Here is an 18,036-nt window from a genome sequence, read left to right as displayed (position 1 = left end):
CGGCTCGGCCGCCCCTCAGGTCAGGGTCGTTTCCAGATCTCGGGCGTTTGCCAGCGCATCGGCGAGCCTCGCCAGTTCGGATTCGTCGAGGACGGTCTCACGAGCAAGGGACAACAACGCACCTGCCCCCACCACGTCGCCGAGCCTGATCGCGAGCTCCGCCCGGTACACCAGAGCCTCGACGAGATCTGCCGCGGACGCCTTTTCCTGTTCACGGGCCAGGGTGGCGTCGAGGATGCGCGCAGCCTGCCCGTCATCGCCCTTGGAATCACCTAGGACGATCGCGCTCTGCAGAGCCCTGGCCAGCTTGCCTGTTGCGGGCGGGGTGGGGGTGACCTCCCCGGTCGGCGCGGCGAAGATCCGGATCCAGTTCCCGCCGGGATCAATGACGCTGAAGCCGGACAGCTCCCCGGTGTTCTTTCGCTTGCGAGGCCTGGTGATCCTGGGGATCCCCGAGACCGGAACCCTGCCGAAGGCCGCCCGCAAGCCTTCGACGAAGGACCCGTACATTGCGCCGATATCCGGGACGATGACGAGACAGGATCCGTAGGAGTCCTCCGGGTTGAAACCCGGGATCCCCGAAAAATGCAGGCCGAGGTCCTCGCGCTGGAGCGCGACGTACGGGTTGGGGCGGACCTGCCGATAGGTCTGGGTGAACCCCAACGCCCCGTAGAACTCGGCGACCTCGTCGATCGATCGACACGGAAGCAGCGGCACCGTCGTTTCGCCTGCCATGGCATTTCCCTCCCGGAATCCAAGTAGTCAAGTTTGACTACTTGGGTCAATGTATCAGGACCTCTCGCTGCCGCGGAGCGATCAGGAATCGGGCGACGCCTCGCCTGCCATCACATACATCCCGCTCTCGAGCCGTTCGATGAGGCCTCGCGTCCACTCGGCACCGCCGTCCGTGAAGTGCACCCAGAGCCGCATGATCTCCCCGACCGATCCCCACTCTTCGTCGACCTGCGCCCCGGGAGCCCAGTGCTTGGTGACCTCCGCCCGCCACGCCTCGAGTGCTGCCACCCTCTCCTTCAACAGCGCGATCGCCTCCGCTCGGGGCAGGCAGGTGATGAAGCCGACACCCGCTGTCAGCTCGTCGATCTTCTCGTCGTGACGAACCAGTGCCCGGCGCAACAGGTTCGAGAATTCCTCGACGCCGTCATCGGTCAGCTCATACTCGACGCGCGGCGGCCCGCCGACGGCGCTCGGCTCAACCTCGTGCGCGCGCAAGAGTCCCTGCTTGGCCATCTGCTTGAGTGCGTGATAGATCGAGCCGGGCTTGGCGTTGGACCACTCGTGCGCGCCCCACTCCTCCAGGTCGCTGCGCACTTGATAGCCGTGCGCCCGGCCGCGCTCGCGGACGGCGCCGAGCACCAGTAGCCGAATGGCCGACACGCTCGTTATCCCCAGCTCGCCTGCGCGCCGAGGCTCTGCTTGTCGACTCGTTCGAGCCGGCTCTCGGTGTACGAGGCGATCTGGTCGACGATCACCCTCGTGCGGGCCGTGTCGTCCGCCGCGCGCTCCCAGGCGGAGAGCAGCAGCGGGTCCAGCCCGGACGGCGCCGTTCGGTGCAGCCATTCCGAGACCCGATGGATGCGGTCACGCTGCCGGTCCTGCTTGGTGCGGTGCCCGGCATCGGACATCACGTACCGCAGCGCGACCGTCTTGAGCAGCGCGACCTCCGCGGCCACCACCGGCGGGATCTCCAGGTCGGCGGCGTAGCGCGCGAGCGGTCCTTCGCCCGCCACCCGGCGGGTCTCGGTGACGGCCGCCGTGGCGAACCGTCCGACCAACTCGCTGGTGAGGTTCTTCAGTGCCACCGAACTGGTCAGCGTGCCGTCGAAGCCGCCGCCCGCGCCGACAACCACCGGCAGCACGGACAGCCTGCGCGCCGCCTCCACCAGGTCGTCGACGATCAGGCCGCGGAACTCAGAGGCGCCCATCTCGGCCAGCGCCCGTTGCTCGGCGGGGTCCGCGAGCGCGCGCAGGTCGATGCGACCGGCGATCACGCCGTCCTCCACGTCGTGCACCGAGTAGGCGACGTCGTCCGCCCAGTCCATCACCTGCGACTCCAGGCAGCGCCGCCGCCCGGGGGCCCCCTTGCGCACCCAGGCCAGGATCTGGGCGTCGTCCTCGTAGGCGCCGAACTTGGCGCCGGGCGCCGGACGCGTCCACGGGTACTTGATCGACGCGTCGAGGGCCGCGCGGGTGAGGTTGAGCCCCACGCTGCCTCCGTCGGCATCGAGCACCTTCGGCTCCAGGCTGGTGAGGATCCGCAGATTCTGGGCGTTGCCCTCGAATCCGCCGCAGTCCGCGGCCACCTCGTCGAGCGCCTTCTCGCCGTTGTGGCCGTACGGCGGGTGGCCGATGTCGTGCGCGAGCCCGGCGAGGTCGACCAGGTCCGGGTCGCAGCCGAGGCCGTCCGCGATGCTGCGGCCGATCTGCGCGACCTCGATCGAGTGGGTGAGCCGGGTCCGCGGGGTGTCGCCGTCGCGCGGACCGACCACCTGGGTCTTGTCGGCGAGCCGACGCAGCGCCGCGCAGTGCAGCACCCGGGCCCGGTCGCGGGAGAAGTCGGTCCGCCTGGCCGACGTGCCGGGCAGCCCGCCGGTCTTCGGCGCCTCCGACACCCGCCGCTCCAGGTCGTGCTCGGTGTAGGCCGCCACCGGATCCGGCGCCATCACTGTCCCGCGGTGTAGGGGAAGTCCGCGGAGAAGTGGGTGAGCTGATACCAGATCAACGCCCCTGTCTCCCTTGCGATTCCGTGAGCCTGCGACTCCCGGGTGAAGACTGCGGGTCCCTGCCGGGTCGGCGCAGTCCATGCCTCGAGCCCGGCGTCGCGGGCCATCGTCCTGGTGCGCAGCGAATGCCACGGATCGCTGACCAGGACGGCGGAGGTCATGCCGTGCTCGCCCATCTCCCGGCTGACGCCCTCGATGCTGCGCAGGGTGTCCGAACCCTCCTCGACGGCGATGATCCGGTCCCCCGGCACGCCGCGACCGATCAGGTAGTTCCGTCCCGACGCGGCCTCGGTGTAGACGTCGCCCTCCTGCTTACCGCCGACGGTGACCACGCTCGGCGCGACGCCCCTGTTGAACAGCTTCACGGCCTGCTCCAGGCGCGCCTCGAACACCGATGACGGCGTCCCCGAGTACTGGGCCGCGCCGAGCACGACGATCGCGTCGGCCTTGGTCGGGTCGTCGATCCGGGCGACCTGCCACACGCGGGCCGCGGTACCGCCGACCAGCAGCAGGCCCATCAGCACCGCACCGGCGATGGCCCGGCGCGTCCACCGGGCAAGGGTGCCCCCGAAACCGAGGCGGTCGGTCTCGTGCACGCGGGCTGCTGTTGAACTCACCCCGCAAGTCTGCCAGCAGGCGCTCCCATAGCGCGGTGTGGCGCGCCCGGATCACAGCGCGGAGCCCGCGATCGACGCTAGATTCAGCGCATGGCACTCGCACAGCCGCACGCTCGCGGTCGACACGCTTCCCACCGCATCTCGATCGCCGCGGCCACGGCCTCCGTGCTGGCGTTACTCGGCCTGATCTGCCTGCCGGGAGTCGCGTCCGCCGAGGCGCCGTTCCGGATGCCCGGCCAGATCTCCGACCGGGTCGGCGCCCTCGACGACGCCGAACGCGCAGACGTGCGGGCCGCGCTCGACGCGCTCTTCGACGAGCAGCACGTGCAGCTCTGGGTGACCTACGTCGCGAGCTTCGACGGCATGGACGCCGGGCAATGGGCGAGCAAGACGGCGCAGCAGAGCGGGCTCGGGGACAACAGCGCGCTGCTGGCGGTGGCCACCGAAGACCGCGCCTACGCCCTCGACCTGCCGCCGAACCTGAGCAATGTCAGCACCGCCGAGATCGACAGCATCGAGCAGGACGCCATCGTTCCCGCCCTGCGACAAGATGATTGGGCGGGCGCCGCGATCGCGGCCGCCGGCGGCATCGACGACGCGATGAGCTCGTCGGGGTCAGGATCGACCGCCAAGTACCTGCTCATCGGCGGTGGCGTCGTGGTCATCGGGGCCGGCGGCGTGTTGCTGTACTCGCGCCGCAAGAAGAGCGAGCGGATCCGTGAGGGCATCGAGGCGGCCAAGGACGTCGACTGGACCAACCCCGACGCGATCGCTGCCCTGCCGATCGAGACCCTCGATGCCAGGGCCAAGGAGGTACTGGTCGAGACCGACAACGCGATCCGTACCAGCGAGGAGGAGCTGAACCTGGCCCGCGGCGAGTTCGGCGATCAGTCGACCGCGCCGTTCACGGCCGCCTACGAGGCCGCGAAGGCCGCCCTCGCGTCGGCGTTCACCCTCCGCCAGCGCCTGGACGACGACATCCCCGAAACCCCGGATCAGAAGCGGGACATGCTGATCCAGCTGATCTCGACGTGCAGCCGCGCCGACAAGGAGCTCAATTCGCGGGTGACGGAGTTCGACGGGATGCGCGATCTGCTCCTCGACGCGCCTGCCCGTCTCGACGCCCTCACCCAGGATGTCGTCGAGCTGACCGTCCGGGTCCCGAAGTCGGAGGCCACCCTCGCCGGGCTGCAGAACGAGTTCCCTGCCCCCGCGCTCGCATCGGTGTCGGGGAATGTCGCAATGGCGCAGCAACAGCTGTCGTTCGCGGATCAGAACATCACCGCGGGCCGCGGGGCGGCCGCGCTGCCCGCAGGCAAGCAGGGTCCCGCCGTCGTCGCGATCCGGGCCGCGGAGGGTGCCATCGCACAGGTCCGCGAACTGCTCGACGGAGTCGACCACGCCGCGGAGAACATCCGCACCGCCATCGCCACCCTGCCCGCGGTCCTCGACGACGCCCGCAAGGACATTGCGGCGGCGGCCGCGCTGGCCCAGCACGGCGGCCAGCCCCTCGCCTCGGCCAAGTCCGCGACGGAGGCGGCGCTGGCGCAGGCCGAGGCCCTTAAGGAGAGCGACCCGCTCGGGGCGTTCAACGCGATCGCCAAGGCGGACAACGAACTCGACACCGTCCTGGCCACCGCGATGGACGCCAAGGAGCAGACCGAGCGGGCCGCGCAGCGCCTCGCCCAGGACCTGACGGTCGCCCAGTCACAGATCACCGCCGCCAAGGACTACATCAACACCCGCCGCGGCGCCGTCGGCGCGGAGGCACGCACCCGACTCTCGGAGGCGGAGCGCCACCTCGACGCCGCCCGCCAGCTCAGCCAGTCCGATCCCGCGAAGGCGCTGCAGCACGCGAAGGCCGCCGGCGACCTCGGCGCAAGGGCACTGCGACTCGCACAGGGCGACGTGCACACCTGGGAGGCGAGCAGGCAGCCGAGGAACTCCGGCTCGAACACCGGCGCGATCCTCGGCGGCATCCTCATCGAGTCGATGATGCGTGGCGGGATGAGCGGCGGCTGGGGCAACCGTGGCGGCGGAGGTGGCGGGGGCGGCCGCGGTCCCGGCTCCTTCGGCGGCCCGAGCAGTTCCGGACGGATCAGTCGCAGCGGGCGGTTCTAAGACCGCCTCGATGCCGGCGCCGACCGCCAGGGACACACCGTGAGCTCCGCGCTCGCGCAGCCAGGGCCGGCGCTGGCTGTCGTCTGCATGGCCATGGCCGCGATCGCCGCGGCGGTGTACCGGGTTGCGGCACTCGACCCTCCGCTCACCGTGCCTCGGGCAGCGCTCCGGGGCGCACTGCAGCTCGCGGTCGTCTCCGTCGTGCTTGCGGCCGCGCTGCGCCACCTGTGGTCGGCGGCCGCGGTCTTGCTCCTGATGTATGTCGCGGCCTCGGCAACCGCCGCGCGCCGATCGGGCGCCGATCGGTCGGGTCGATGGCTGGCGCTTGCCCTGGCGGTGGGCGCCGCGGCCGTGCTGCCGCTGATGTTGATCAGCGGGGTCGTCCCGCTCGAGGGGGTGGCACTGATCCCGATCGGCGGCATCGTGCTCGGCGGCGCGATGACCGCCACCTCCCTCGCCGCCAAGCGTGCGCTCGACGCCATCGATCAACGGCACGGGGAGGTCGAGGCGGCGCTGAGCCTCGGCCTGAGCCCGCGGGACGCGCGGATGGAGGTGATCCACACGGCCGCGTCCGACGCGCTGCTCCCCGGCCTCGACCAGACCCGAACGGTGGGTCTGGTGACGCTTCCCGGCGCCTTCGTCGGCGTGCTGCTCGCCAGCGGATCTGCGATCCAGGCAGGGGCGGTGCAGATCCTGGTGCTCGTCGGCCTGCTGTTGGCGCAGACCTGCGCGGTGGCCGTGACGATGGAACTGGTGGCCCGGGCCGCGGTCAGGCGCTGACGCCGTCGGCTGTTCTCGGCGTCAGCTCACCGACCGGCTGCCCAGTCCCTGCTCGACGATCCACGCCGCGACCTGGATCCGGGACGCGAATCCGAGCTTCGCGAGGATCTGCTCGACGTGTCCCTGCACGGTGCGCTGGGAGATCAGGAGCTGCGCAGCGATCGCCTTGTTGGTCAGGCCCTGAGCCACGAGCTCGGCGACCTGCCGCTCACGCTGCGTCAGCACCGATGCCGGCCCAGGGGACCGCCGCTCCTCCTCGGCCTCGGAGAGCTCGTCGAGCGCGAACGCGATCGCCTCCTCAGGGCCCCACCCTGCCCCTTCTCGGACGGCCCCCTCGAAGACCCGGTCACCGAGGACCCGACGGGTCTGCTGCTCGCATTCTGCGTGGTACGCCTGCAGCGTCCTGGCAACCACCCCGGGGCTACCGACCGTTCGCCACATCGTCTCCACCGCGCCGAGCAACAGCGCGGCACGTCGGGCATGATTCGCCGCACACGCGATCCACGCCAGCGTCTCGACGCACATCGCGGCCGCGAGCATGTCGTCCGCCGATCGGGACAGTCGCAGGCCCTGTTCCAGGAGGCCGGCCGCGCGCGGTGGATCGGCCTCCCACAGCGCGAGTCCCAGGGCGCATGCCGCGTATGCCCGGTAGACGAACTCGCCGGTTCGTTCGCTGATGGAAAGGGCTTCTTCCTGGTACCCGACCGCCCCGGCGGCGTCGCCGAGCAGCCCAGCTGCCAGGGTGAGCCCGAGCAATGTCGAGATCTGCCTGAGATTGTTCCCCTGGTCCCGGAAGGCCGAGAGGGCATCCGCCCATCCGGCCACGGCCCCGGGCAGGTCCCCGGCGAAGGCGGCGAGGTACGCGTTCGCATGCATGACGGCCGCACGCAACGCGTCGTCGTCCAGCCGCTCCGCGAGGTCGTGTGCCGCCGCAGCCAACGCGGTCGCAGACGCGGTGTCGCCCTGATACCCGGCGAGGAGGCTGTTCGCACACAGCGCCTTGACCCTGTCGGCGGTCGGTTCGTCCCCGTGCAGGTCCAGCGCGCAGTCGAGCCAGTATCTGCCCTCGCGGAGTTGACCACGGGAGAGCCAGAACGGGAACAGCGCGACGGAGATCTGCAGGGCGATCTCGGCCTCGTCCGGCTCGCTCATGCAGTGGTGCATCGCTTCTCGCAGGTTCGTCTGCTCGCGCCCAAGTCGCGCCATGAGCTCGACCTGGCGGGGACCGATCCACTCGAATCTCGTCGTCGAGACCAGATCCCGGTACCAGTTCAGGTGCCGTCGACGGAGGATCGGGAGGTCATCCGGGGCGAGCAACTCCTCGCGGCCATATTCGCGGAGGGTCTCGAGCATCCGGTATCGCACCACCGCCCCCGCGCCTTCACAGATCAGGATCGACTTGTCGACGAGCGAAGCCAGCACGTCGAGCACCTCGCCTGTCGGCCGATCGCCTGCGCAGATCCCTTCCGCTGCATCGAGTTCGAACCCGCCCGAGAAGATCGTCAACCGACCCCACAGCTCACGTTCGGTTTCGGTGCACAGTTCGCGGCTCCACTCGATGCACAACCTGAGCGTTTGCTGCCTGCTCGGCGCTCCCCTGCGGCCACCCGTGAGCAGCTGATACCGATCGGACAGCCGGTCGAGGATCTGGTCGGCCGACAGTGTCCGCAGCCGGACCGCCGCCAGTTCGATGGCGAGCGGGAGCCCGTCCAGCCGGTGACAGATCTGCGCCACGGCCACCCGATTGTACTCGGTGAGCGCGAAACCGGGGACCGCAACGGCGGCGCGGTCGAGGAACAGAGTCACCGCCTCGGAGCGGGAGAGCTCCTGCAGCGACGGCGGCTCGTCCGGGTCGGGCACCGCGAGCGACGGGATTCGCAACACCGCTTCTCCGCCGACAGCAAGGGCCTCGCGACTGGTCGTCAGGATCCGCAGCCCCGGACAGCTTCGCAACAGCGTCGCGGCCAGCGAAGCAACCGCATCCACCACGTGCTCACAGTTGTCGATCACGAGGAGCAGCCGTCGATCTCGCAGGTGTCCAGCCAACATCTCGAGCGGTGGCTCGCTCGAGATGCTCCGCGGCGCGAGCGTGGCGGCCACCATGCCTGCCAGCAGGGCCGGATCGCGCAGGTCACCGAGCTCGACGAGCCACACCCCGTCCGCGAAGTCTCGTCTCGAATCGGCGGCCACCCGCAGCGCAAGCCGCGTCTTGCCGACACCGCCGATTCCGGTCAGCGTCACCAGCCGCGAGGAGGACAGCAGTCGCCTCGACTCGGCCGTCTCGTTGCGGCGGCCGACGAAGGTGTTCAACTCGAGCGGCAGGTTCCCGGCCACCTTGCCGGGGACGGTGGGCGGCATCGTCACTCCCGTCTTCCCCGGGCACAGGGCCGCGACCGATATCGGCCGGAACCCGCCTCGTGCGGCGAGGCTCCGACTTGACACTTTAGAGTGAACTGTAACGTCAGGGCGCCGTGCGCCGCCGCGCGGATGGAGGTGCCGTCACAGCGCGGCCCGTAAACAGGTACGTCCCCCCGTCATCCCACCGTGGTGCTCGACACAGCCCCAGCGAAGTATGAAATTCGTCAGATCTGCCCAGCGTGAAGTCGAGGTTTTCCGATGCTCTTGCTCACACGACCCACCACGGCCGGAAACCGACCGCCCCGCGACGACGCGCCGGAGGTGCTGATGATCAGGCACTGCGCGCGCTGCGCGACACTACTGAGCCTGGAGAGCACCACCTGCGACGTCTGCGGAGGCAAGGACCTGCCGCGAGTCCCGTCGACGGGACTCGGGGAGATTCGCACGTGGACGGTGGTCGATCGCGAGTCACCCGACAGCTGCGGCGATCCGATGCCGAGCCTGCTCGCGGTCGTCGCACTCGACGACGGCCCCTGGATCTGCACCTGGCTCGAGGGCGAGATCGCGGTTCGCTCGGACCAGCACGTCCGCGTGCAGTTCGATCACATGGCCTCCGGGGACTGGTATCCCGTGTTCTGCGCCTGCGGCGCCGACTGCAACCAAGCGTTCCCCATCGACTGACAGACGGCCCGCACTCGCTTCCCGACACCTGTCCAACATTCGACAATCCACCTGAGGTACCGAACACAAACCGACACCATTCGCACAGAAGTGCGCATCTTCAACCATTTTAAGAACACCTCCCCATCGAACACACCGCCCCCGAAATATGGTCGGCACGGGCGGCAATTTTGCATGCCCAGAAGATTATTAACCAGAATACCGCGCCAATAAACAATGACTCATTGTAATTCAATTAGAATCGGCCACAGTCAACGCCATCGATACCTGGACAACCCATCCCGTCAACTCACTCCTCGGCACCAATCACGACCTTGAGCTGCACATATTTACCGGATCCAGCACTCTTCAACGGGCACCGATGGCAACTCTCGACGCAAACAATCCGTGAACACATGGTGAATCGCGCCCCCTCTGGAGGCGACACAGAACTCCAGACCGAATCCCTTTCTATTTCACACACATGACGCCTCGACGTCGTGGTAGAAATTTATGCGGCCGCAACTGCCCCCTGGTTGCGGCCGCACAAATTTCAGAATTCGATTCAAGGAGTGATCAATGGCAACTTTCCTCACGGTCCTCGGTGTGCTCGGGAAGGTCGGCGCGGTCGGCACCCTGCTGCAGTCGCTGAGCTGACGGCTCGGTTCGGGGCCGGTGCTCTCCCGAGGAGCACCGGCCCTTCGCCCTCCGCTCAGGCGGTCGCCCTGCTCATGACCCACGCCGCCGGCGACGTCCTCGGCGACACCATCACCCGAGCCATCAACAACAGCAGCTGGTTCCCGCACCCGGGTGATCGACACCCGCCCCTCGACCCCGTGTGCTCGGCGCAGCGACCGCCGCGCGCCGAGCACACGGCTCCACGCCCAACACTGCGACCCTCATGCCGATGTCGACGGTCGCGTTCCCAACCACCGAAGGAACAGCCATGACACAACGAGAGACCACCCGCGGCGTCGCCGCAGGCGTGGCCGCCGCATTGTCCATCGGAGCGCTCGCCATCCTCGGCGCAGGCACCGCAGGCGCGGCCCCCGGCTCGATCTCCTGGGACGACGGCAAGTCCCAGTTCACCCGGACCATCAGCAACACCACCCCAACGGTGGGCGACACGGTGACCGTGACAACGAAGTTCGACCGGACCAGCTGGGTAGACGAGTACATCTACAGCGTCACGGACCGCCACCCGTCCTGCCTGACCTACATCCCCGGCTCCGCCAAGATGGGCGGGGCCCCGACCGACACGGACGACGTCAAACCCGACTACGCCCACTCCTCCTGGAGCATCATCTCCTGGGTGGTCCAGAATCGCCCGGGCTTCCACGCCACACCGGAGTACAGCGTCTCCTACAAGGTCGGCGCGAACTGCCCCATCGGTACCCCCCTGACCACCGGCATGGACTACACCGGATCACTCGGCAGCGGCAACTACGGCAACAAGGGCCCGTCGATCACCGTCGCCCCGGCCAGCACAGGCGGCACGGGCGGCACAGGTGGCACCGGCGGCACAGGTGGCACCGGCGGCACAGGTGGCACCGGCGGCACCGGAGGAACGGGCAGCCTCAGCAAGCTCCTCGCCGGCTTCGGCTCCTGACGACCGGCACACGATGAAGGGGCTGTCCCCGGCCACCGCGGCCGGGGACAGCCCCTTCGTGGCGGGCGCGCACAGCGAGTCTCCTCATCGATCGAGCAATGCCGCTCCACTCAGGTCAGCGAGTGGGTTTCCCGGCTCGGATCAGGGCTGTCCATCCTGCTGGTTCTCGGCAATCCAGGCGGCAATCTGGGTTCGCGAGGTGAACCCGAGCTTGGACAGGACGTGTTCGACGTGGCCCTGCGCGGTGCGGGGAGAGATCACCAGCATCGAGGCGATCGCCTTGTTCGTGTGGCCTGCCGCGACCAGCCGTGCGACCTCGGTTTCGCGCGGGGTCAACAGTGACGCCACCGGTGCGGGCTCGGGCTGGTCGGTGAGGTTCTCCCCGAGTGCGTAGGCCACGGATTCGTCGAGATTCATGGCGGTACCGGTACGAAATGCTTCACCGTAGGCCCTGTCCCCGAGTGCGTTGCGGGTGAGTTGCTCGCACTCGTCGTGGTTGCCGAGCAGGTTCGGGAGGGTCACCGAGATCCTCCCGACCGTCTGCGCCAGCGTCTCGGCGGCGCCCATCAGGACGGCAGCCCGGGTCGCCTGGTCCTCGCGAATCGCGGCCCAGGCCAACGACTCCAGGCACCAGCCCGCCACGACCAGGTCTTTGAGGCGCCGGAGGAGCGGCAACGCCGATTTCAGGAGGGCTGTTGCCCGATCGGTGTCCCCTGCCTGCAATGCCGTCAGCGCGAGGGCCCACGATGCCCACGCGCGGTAGGTGGACTCACCTCGCGGCGCGGTGATCGCAAGCACCTGCTCGTGACAGGCGATCGCGGTCTCCTCGTCCCCCGAAAGTCCGCTCGCGATCGCAAGACCGAGAAATCCGCCTATCGATCGTGCGATCTGGAGTCCGGTCCCGGTCGGGTGGGAGCCCTCCGCACGTGCCCTGACGAGGGCCGCCTGGAACGGTTCGACCGCCGCGGCGAGGTCTCCGGTGAACAAGGCCAGATATCCACGCGCGTAGTTCGCGATCTCGAGCGACTCCGCGTGCCCCAATTGCTCTGCGAGCGAACAGCATTCCACCGCCAGTGCCGCGGCCTCCTCGAGTTGCACCTGCATCCCCGCCAACAAACAGTCGCCGTACAACGTCTTGACGCGTTCCTCGGCCCCCGCGGTGTCGGAGCCGGTGAGGCAGCGGCCCATCCAATACCTGGCCTCCGTCAACAGACCCCGGCACGACCAGAACAACCACAAGGCGTTCGCCATGCGCGCGGTGACATCCGGGTCGGTGGCGATGACCGATTCGGTCATGCTGAACGTCAGCGCCTCCCGCAGGTTCGGCTGCTCCCGATCGAATCGATCGACCCAGTCCGCCTGGTCGGGGCCGATCCACTCGATCTCGACCCGCTTCACCAACCGCTCGTACCACCCGAGGTGCCGCCGCCGCGCTTTGGAGTAATCGCCGGATTCGCGCAATTTCTCCCTGCCATACGCACCGATCGTCTCGACCATGCCGAACCGCACCACCGCCCCGCACTCCTGGCGAACCAGGATCGACTTGTCGACGAGGGAGGCCACCGAGTCGAGAAATCCGTCGACCAGTTCCTCGGGACAGATACCCTCGGCCGCGTCCAGCTCGAAACCGCCCACGAAAACCGACAGCCACGCCCACAGCTGCTGCTCACCGGGCCCGCACAGCTCGTAGCTCCAGTCCACGCAGGACCGCAACGTCTGCTGTCGGGACGGTGCGACCCGGGATCCGACGGTCAACAGCTGATAGCGGTCGGTCAGGCGCTGCAGGATCTGCTCGGCGGTCATCGCGCGGATCCGCACCGCGGCCAGCTCGATGGCCAAGGGAAGTCCGTCCAGCTGGCGGCAGATCCCCGCCACCGCAGCGCAATTGGCCTCGGTGAGCACGAAATCAGGCAGAGCGTCGGTGGCCCGCGCGACGAACAGTGCCACCGACTCGTACCGGGGCATCGCCTCGAGTTTCGGGGTCTGCTGCGGTTCGGGCGCCGTCATAGGCGGCACCTTCAGCACCCGCTCACCGTCCACCCCGAGGATCTCGCGGCTCGTGGCCAGGATCCGCAGCTCCGGGCACGCTCGCAACAGGTTCTGCGCCAAATCCGCGACGGCACCCAAGAGGTGCTCGCAGTTGTCCAGGACCAACAATGTGTGCCGGGTGGAGAGGTGATCGGTCAGCAGTCGAACCAACGACAGGCCCGGCTGATCCGGCAGCCCGAGCGCCCCGGCGACGGTCTCCACCAACAACTCGGAATCCTGCAGGTCACCGAGCGCGACAAACCACACCCCATCCGCGAAAGCTCGCCGCGAATCCTCGGCGACCCGCAACACCAGCCTGGACTTGCCGACCCCACCGATGCCGGCCAACGTCACCAACCGCGAGGTCGCCAGCAGCCGCCTCGCCTCGGCGATCTCGTGTCGCCTGCCGAAGAAACTGGTCAGCTCCGCCGGTAGATTCCCGGGCTTCTCCTTCACCAAGGTCGACATCGAGCGTCCTGTCGTTTCGTCGTCGTGTGACCCGAAACTACCCCTGTCGCACCATGACAAACAGACCGCAGGGCGTGTCGACCGCGTGGTCGGCCTGCCCTTCTGCGCGTGGTCGCTCAGCGCCAGTCACCGACGCGGACCTCGTCGGGCGCCGGCGCCCCCGTCCCGGTCTCGACCAACTGGATCAGGCTGAGGAGGAACGTCGCCCACTTGGTGCTGCAGTGGTGCATGAACTCCACCGGCTCCCGCCAGCCGGCGTGCTTGAAGAGAACGATCGTGTAGTCACCGTCCTGGCGCAGGTCGAACTCGATCGTCGTACCGAGCCACTCCTCGGGGCTCTCCCCCACGACTCGCCACACGACACGCTTGCCCGCGACGAGCTCGACCACCTCCATGTCGAACCCGCCGACCGGCGGGAACCTGAACTCGATGACGCCGCCGACCTCGTCGGCCGTACCCGACGTGTCGCGGGTCCACCACGCGGCAAGGCCGTCGATCGAGGTCAGCGCGTCATAGATCGGTTCCGGCGCCGGCGTCTTCGCGCCGACCCGATGCAGGATGTCCATCATCATTCCTTCTCCTTCTTGTGCAATGTTTGGTTGCACAAGACGTTAGCGACACCCCTGCTCATATGCAACCATTGGTTGCGAATTGGTCGCCGTCTACGTCGACATGACAAAGGCCGCCCGGCAGCGAAGTAGACGCTGCGGGCGGCCTTTGTGGGTCAGACCCTTACCGGACTAGGCGCCGATCAGGCGCTGAGCGAGGTAGCCCTCGACCTTGTCGAGCGAGACCCGCTCCTGCTCCATGGTGTCGCGCTCTCGGATCGTCACGGCCTGATCCTCGAGGGTGTCGAAGTCGACCGTGATGCAGAACGGGGTGCCGATCTCGTCCTGGCGGCGGTAGCGGCGACCGATGGCGCCCGCGTCGTCGAACTCGACGTTCCAGTTCTTGCGCAGCAGGGCCGCGAGGTCCTTGGCCTTCGGGGTGAGGTCGGCGTTGCGGCTGAGCGGCAGCACCGCGGCCTTGACCGGGGCCAGGCGACGATCCAGGCGCAGCACGGTGCGCTTGTCGACACCGCCCTTGGCGTTGGGCGCCTCGTCCTCGGAGTAGGCGTCGACCAGGAAGGCCATCAGCGAACGGGTCAGGCCTGCTGCCGGCTCGATGACGTACGGGGTGTACCGCTCACCACTGGCCTGGTCGAAGTAGTTCAGGTCGGTGCCCGAGTGCTGCGAGTGGGTCTTGAGGTCGAAGTCGGTGCGGTTGGCGACGCCCTCGAGCTCGCCCCATTCGCTGCCCTGGAACCGGAAGCGATACTCGATGTCGACGGTGCGGGTCGAGTAGTGCGAGAGCTTGTCGGCGGGGTGCTCGTAGAGCCGCAGGTTCTCCGGGTCGATGCCGAGATCGGTGTACCAGGCGAGCCGGGTGTCGATCCAGTACTGGTGCCACTGCTCGTCCTCGCCCGGCTTGACGAAGAACTCCATCTCCATCTGCTCGAACTCGCGGGTGCGGAAGATGAAGTTGCCGGGCGTGATCTCGTTGCGGAAGCTCTTACCGATCTGGGCGATGCCGAACGGCGGCTTCTTGCGCGAGGTGGTGAGCACGTTGGCGAAGTTGACGAAGATGCCCTGCGCGGTCTCGGGCCGCAGGTAGTGCAGCCCCTCCTCGGTCTCGATGGGGCCGAGGTGCGTCTTGAGCATCATGTTGAAGTCACGCGGCTCGGTCCACTGGCCGACGGTGCCGCAGTCCGGGCACACGATTAGCTCCATGGACACGTCGTCGGGGTTGTCCAGGCCCTTCTTCTCCGCGTAGGCCTCCTGCAGGTGGTCCTGGCGGTGCCGCTTGTGGCAGTGCAGGCACTCGACGAGCGGGTCGTTGAAGACGCCGACGTGCCCGGATGCCACCCACACCTCGCGCGGGAGGATCACCGAGGAGTCGAGGCCGACGACGTCGTCGCGGCTGGTGACGATGTTGCGCCACCACTGCTTCTTGATGTTCTCCTTGAGCTCGACGCCGAGCGGCCCGTAGTCCCAGGCAGACTTGGTCCCGCCGTAGATCTCACCGCAGGGATAGACGAGCCCCCTGCGCTTGGCGAGGTTGGCGACGGTCTCGATCATGGACTTGGGTGCCACTTGGGGAGCTCTCCATCTGGGTAATAGATGCTGCGGTCACGTGCGATTTTCTGGCACCCAGCCTATCTGCCCCGCCGGGCCGACCGAAATCTCCCCATTTGACATGCGCATCCATGCATATCAAAATGGAATCGATTTGCAATAAGGCGAGCACGGACCGACACGGCGGGTCCGACGAGGAGGTGGGCGCAGGGTGAGCATCAGCGATGCCGACGATCTCCACACCACCGAACACGTTCCGTCCGGATCGCGGCCGCCTGCCGCCCTGCCGAGCAAGGACACCCTGAGCGCGGCGGGCGACATCCTGCGCGCCCTGGCCGCCCCGGTGCGGATCGCGATCGTGCTGCAGCTGCGCGACGCGGAGCGCTGCGTGCACGAACTCGTCGAGGCGCTCGGTGTCACCCAACCGTTGATCAGCCAACACCTGCGGGTGCTCAAGTCGGCGGGCGTCGTGCGCGGCGAACGCAACGGCCGCGAGGTGTTCTACCGCCTCGTCGACGACCACCTCGCCCACATCGTGATCGACGCCGTCGCCCACGCCGAGGAAGGACCGAGACCGTGACCGAGAAGAACGACAGGCGCAACCCGGTCGTGGTCGGCGTGCGGGCCACCAAGCAGCGCAGCGCGATCTCCGCCCTCCTCGACGAGATCGACGAGTTCCGCTCGGCGCAGGACCTGCACGACGAGCTGCGCAAGCGCGGCGAGGGCATCGGCCTGACGACTGTCTACCGGACGCTGCAGACCCTGGCCGACGCAGGCACCGTCGACGTCCTACGCACCGACACCGGCGAGTCGGTGTACCGCCGGTGCTCCTCCGGGCATCACCACCACCTGGTGTGCCGCTCGTGCGGGTTCACCGTCGAGGTCGAGGGCCCGACGGTCGAGCAGTGGTCGCAGTCCATCGCCGACGAGAACGGCTTCACCGACGTCAGCCACACCGTCGAGATCTTCGGTACCTGCCGCAACTGCTCCGCCTGAGATCGGGGCAGTTCCGCCGTTCCGCGCCCGCCGCTCATGCCGCCCGGGTCAGCGGGTGCGCTGGATAGGCGTGCACCAGCGCGGTCGAGAGCTCGGGGACCGCATGGGTGAGCGCGTGTTCGGCTCGGTGCGCGATCCGATGCGCGTCCTCGAGACTGGTGCAGGCGTCGATGTCGAGTTCGGCGTCGGCGTGCAGCCGATGACCGATCCACCGCATCTTCAGGCTCCTGACCCCCGCCACCCCCGGCTCGGCGGCGAGCACCCGCTCGCAGGCATCGACCAGGTCCGGATCGACCCCGTCCATCAGCCGGCGGAACACCTCACGCGCCGCGCTCCCGAGCACGACCAGGATCGCGGCGGTGATGAGCAGGCCCACGACGGGGTCGGCCAGCGGGAACCCGAGGGCGACGCCTCCCGCACCGAACAGCACCGCGAGCGAGGTGAAACCGTCCGTGCGCGCGTGCAGGCCGTCGGCGACAAGGGCGGCGGATCCGATCCGCCGACCGACCCGGATCCGGTAGAGCGCGACGAGCTCGTTGCCGACGAACCCGACCAGCCCGGCCGCCGCCACCCATCCGAGGTGCTCGATCGGCACCGGTTCGAGCAGCCGGCGCACGGCCTCGTAACCCGCGATCATCGCGGACAGCGCGATCATGGCGAGCACGAACAGGCCGGCCAGATCCTCGGCCCGACCGAACCCGTACGTGTAGCGGCGGGTCGCGGCGCGTCGGCCCAGTGCGAACGCGATCCACAGGGGGACGGCGGTCAGCGCGTCGGCGAAGTTGTGGATGGTGTCGGCCAGCAGGGCCACGGACCCCGAGACCGCGACGATCGTCGCCTGCACGAGCGCGGTGACAGCCAATGCCACCAGGCTGATCTTGACGGCCCTGATGCCGATCGCGCTCGATTCGAGGGCATCGTCCACGCGGTCGGCCGCGTCGTGGCGGTGCGGGACGAACAGCTCCCGCGCCGCGGACCGGAAGCCGCCGCCGCCGTCCGCTCGCCGGTGGCCGTGCCCGTGGTGTCCGTGCGTCACGGCTGGCCGCCGATCTCGCCGACCGCCGCCTCCCCCGCGGCATCGGCGTGCAGGACCCGCAACCCGCTGTCGGTGCGGTGATGGCCTGGCACGCCGGGACCGGCGTGCTCGGCGTTGAACACCGCGTCGGTCAGCAGCTGCCGCACGTGGTCGTTCTCGAGCCGATAGAACACCGTCGTGCCCTCGCGGCGTGTCCGCACCAGGCGCGCCATTCTCAGCTTCGCCAGGTGCTGCGACACCGACGGAGCCGGCTTGCCGACGTGCGCCGCCAGCTCGTTGACCGAGCATTCCCGGTCGATCAGCGCCCACAACAGGTGCACGCGAGTGGCGTCGGCCAGCATGCGGAAGACCTCCACGACCAGGCCGACCTGGTCGTCCTGCAGCCGCCGCCGACAAGCGCCACTATCTGCATTCATACGCAGATAATACGCCCCGGTCTCACCGGACGAATCCGCTGCGCGCATCGAGGCCTATAGATTTTAGAGTTCAGTTCTCATTCGGGCCGTGC

The 18,036-nt window shown here is 68.5% G+C and carries 16 protein-coding genes; 6 read left to right on the top strand and 10 right to left on the bottom strand.

All coding sequences use genetic code 11. The features are described 5' to 3' along the window. Positions 1–15: 15 nt before the first annotated feature. From RM1_RS22705 to RM1_RS22690, 4 genes are all read right to left on the bottom strand, one after another. Positions 16–735, bottom strand: coding sequence for a DUF8817 family protein (locus RM1_RS22705; RefSeq protein WP_072753910.1), 720 nt, complete (start codon positions 733–735; stop codon positions 16–18). Between the two features lie 81 nt (positions 736–816). Beyond that, positions 817–1,395, bottom strand: coding sequence for a PadR family transcriptional regulator (locus RM1_RS22700; protein WP_072753909.1), 579 nt, complete (start codon positions 1,393–1,395; stop codon positions 817–819). 5 nt (positions 1,396–1,400) lie between these two features. Then, the gene (locus RM1_RS22695) at positions 1,401–2,681 is read right to left on the bottom strand and encodes a deoxyguanosinetriphosphate triphosphohydrolase (RefSeq protein ID WP_072753908.1); all 1,281 of its coding nucleotides are present in this window, start codon (positions 2,679–2,681) and stop codon (positions 1,401–1,403) included. Next, complete coding sequence (locus RM1_RS22690) at positions 2,681–3,358, bottom strand: YdcF family protein (protein ID WP_072753907.1); 678 nt, start codon at positions 3,356–3,358, stop codon at positions 2,681–2,683. Before RM1_RS22690 ends, RM1_RS22695 begins: the two co-directional genes overlap by 1 nt. A 90-nt stretch (positions 3,359–3,448) precedes the next feature. Here RM1_RS22690 and RM1_RS22685 point away from each other — a divergent pair, with 90 nt between their 5' ends. Both RM1_RS22685 and RM1_RS22680 read left to right on the top strand, forming a co-directional pair. Continuing rightward, entirely contained in the window at positions 3,449–5,479 is a 2,031-nt protein-coding gene (locus RM1_RS22685; protein WP_072753906.1) for a TPM domain-containing protein, read from the top strand. Positions 5,480–5,518: 39 nt separating this feature from the next. After that, positions 5,519–6,259 (top strand): ABC transporter permease, encoded by a 741-nt coding sequence (locus RM1_RS22680; RefSeq protein ID WP_072753905.1) that lies wholly within the window; start codon positions 5,519–5,521, stop codon positions 6,257–6,259. A 21-nt stretch (positions 6,260–6,280) separates the two neighbouring features. Here the strand turns inward: RM1_RS22680 and RM1_RS22675 are convergent, their stop codons facing one another. Continuing rightward, a complete protein-coding gene (locus RM1_RS22675; protein ID WP_072753923.1) occupies positions 6,281–8,617 on the bottom strand; it encodes an ATP-binding protein in 2,337 nt (778 codons plus the stop codon). A 258-nt stretch (positions 8,618–8,875) separates the two neighbouring features. Here RM1_RS22675 and RM1_RS22670 point away from each other — a divergent pair, with 258 nt between their 5' ends. Both RM1_RS22670 and RM1_RS26235 read left to right on the top strand, forming a co-directional pair. After that, positions 8,876–9,298 (top strand): Zn-ribbon domain-containing OB-fold protein, encoded by a 423-nt coding sequence (locus RM1_RS22670; protein WP_072753904.1) that lies wholly within the window; start codon positions 8,876–8,878, stop codon positions 9,296–9,298. Between the two features lie 925 nt (positions 9,299–10,223). Then, positions 10,224–10,886 (top strand): hypothetical protein, encoded by a 663-nt coding sequence (locus RM1_RS26235; RefSeq protein ID WP_169922364.1) that lies wholly within the window; start codon positions 10,224–10,226, stop codon positions 10,884–10,886. Positions 10,887–11,027: 141 nt separating this feature from the next. On the opposite strand, the gene RM1_RS22665 is transcribed toward RM1_RS26235, so the two are convergent. From RM1_RS22665 to RM1_RS22655, 3 genes are all read right to left on the bottom strand, one after another. After that, entirely contained in the window at positions 11,028–13,382 is a 2,355-nt protein-coding gene (locus RM1_RS22665; protein ID WP_072753903.1) for an ATP-binding protein, read from the bottom strand. Positions 13,383–13,498: 116 nt separating this feature from the next. After that, positions 13,499–13,948 carry an SRPBCC family protein gene (locus tag RM1_RS22660; protein ID WP_245816559.1) on the bottom strand — a complete coding sequence of 150 codons (450 nt, stop codon included), beginning with the start codon at positions 13,946–13,948 and terminating at the stop codon, positions 13,499–13,501. Positions 13,949–14,122: 174 nt separating this feature from the next. Further along, positions 14,123–15,514 carry a glycine--tRNA ligase gene (locus RM1_RS22655; protein WP_072753902.1) on the bottom strand — a complete coding sequence of 464 codons (1,392 nt, stop codon included), beginning with the start codon at positions 15,512–15,514 and terminating at the stop codon, positions 14,123–14,125. 199 nt (positions 15,515–15,713) lie between these two features. Between RM1_RS22655 and RM1_RS22650 the strand changes: the two genes are divergently transcribed. Further along, positions 15,714–16,076 carry an ArsR/SmtB family transcription factor gene (locus RM1_RS22650; protein ID WP_425528728.1) on the top strand — a complete coding sequence of 121 codons (363 nt, stop codon included), beginning with the start codon at positions 15,714–15,716 and terminating at the stop codon, positions 16,074–16,076. Continuing rightward, the gene (locus tag RM1_RS22645) at positions 16,073–16,492 is read left to right on the top strand and encodes a Fur family transcriptional regulator (RefSeq protein WP_072753901.1); all 420 of its coding nucleotides are present in this window, start codon (positions 16,073–16,075) and stop codon (positions 16,490–16,492) included. Before RM1_RS22650 ends, RM1_RS22645 begins: the two co-directional genes overlap by 4 nt. 34 nt (positions 16,493–16,526) lie before the next feature. On the opposite strand, the gene RM1_RS22640 is transcribed toward RM1_RS22645, so the two are convergent. Next, a complete protein-coding gene (locus RM1_RS22640; RefSeq protein ID WP_072753900.1) occupies positions 16,527–17,528 on the bottom strand; it encodes a cation diffusion facilitator family transporter in 1,002 nt (333 codons plus the stop codon). Continuing rightward, positions 17,525–17,944 carry an ArsR/SmtB family transcription factor gene (locus tag RM1_RS22635; RefSeq protein WP_072753899.1) on the bottom strand — a complete coding sequence of 140 codons (420 nt, stop codon included), beginning with the start codon at positions 17,942–17,944 and terminating at the stop codon, positions 17,525–17,527. The genes RM1_RS22640 and RM1_RS22635 overlap by 4 nt, the downstream gene beginning before the upstream one ends. Positions 17,945–18,036: the final 92 nt, after the last annotated feature.

This window comes from Rhodococcus maanshanensis NBRC 100610 (assembly GCF_001894865.1).
Classification (GTDB): Bacteria; Actinomycetota; Actinomycetes; order Mycobacteriales; family Mycobacteriaceae; genus Rhodococcus_G; species Rhodococcus_G maanshanensis.
Note: the sequence above shows the minus strand (reverse complement) of the source record. Positions and strands in the feature narration are given on the sequence as shown.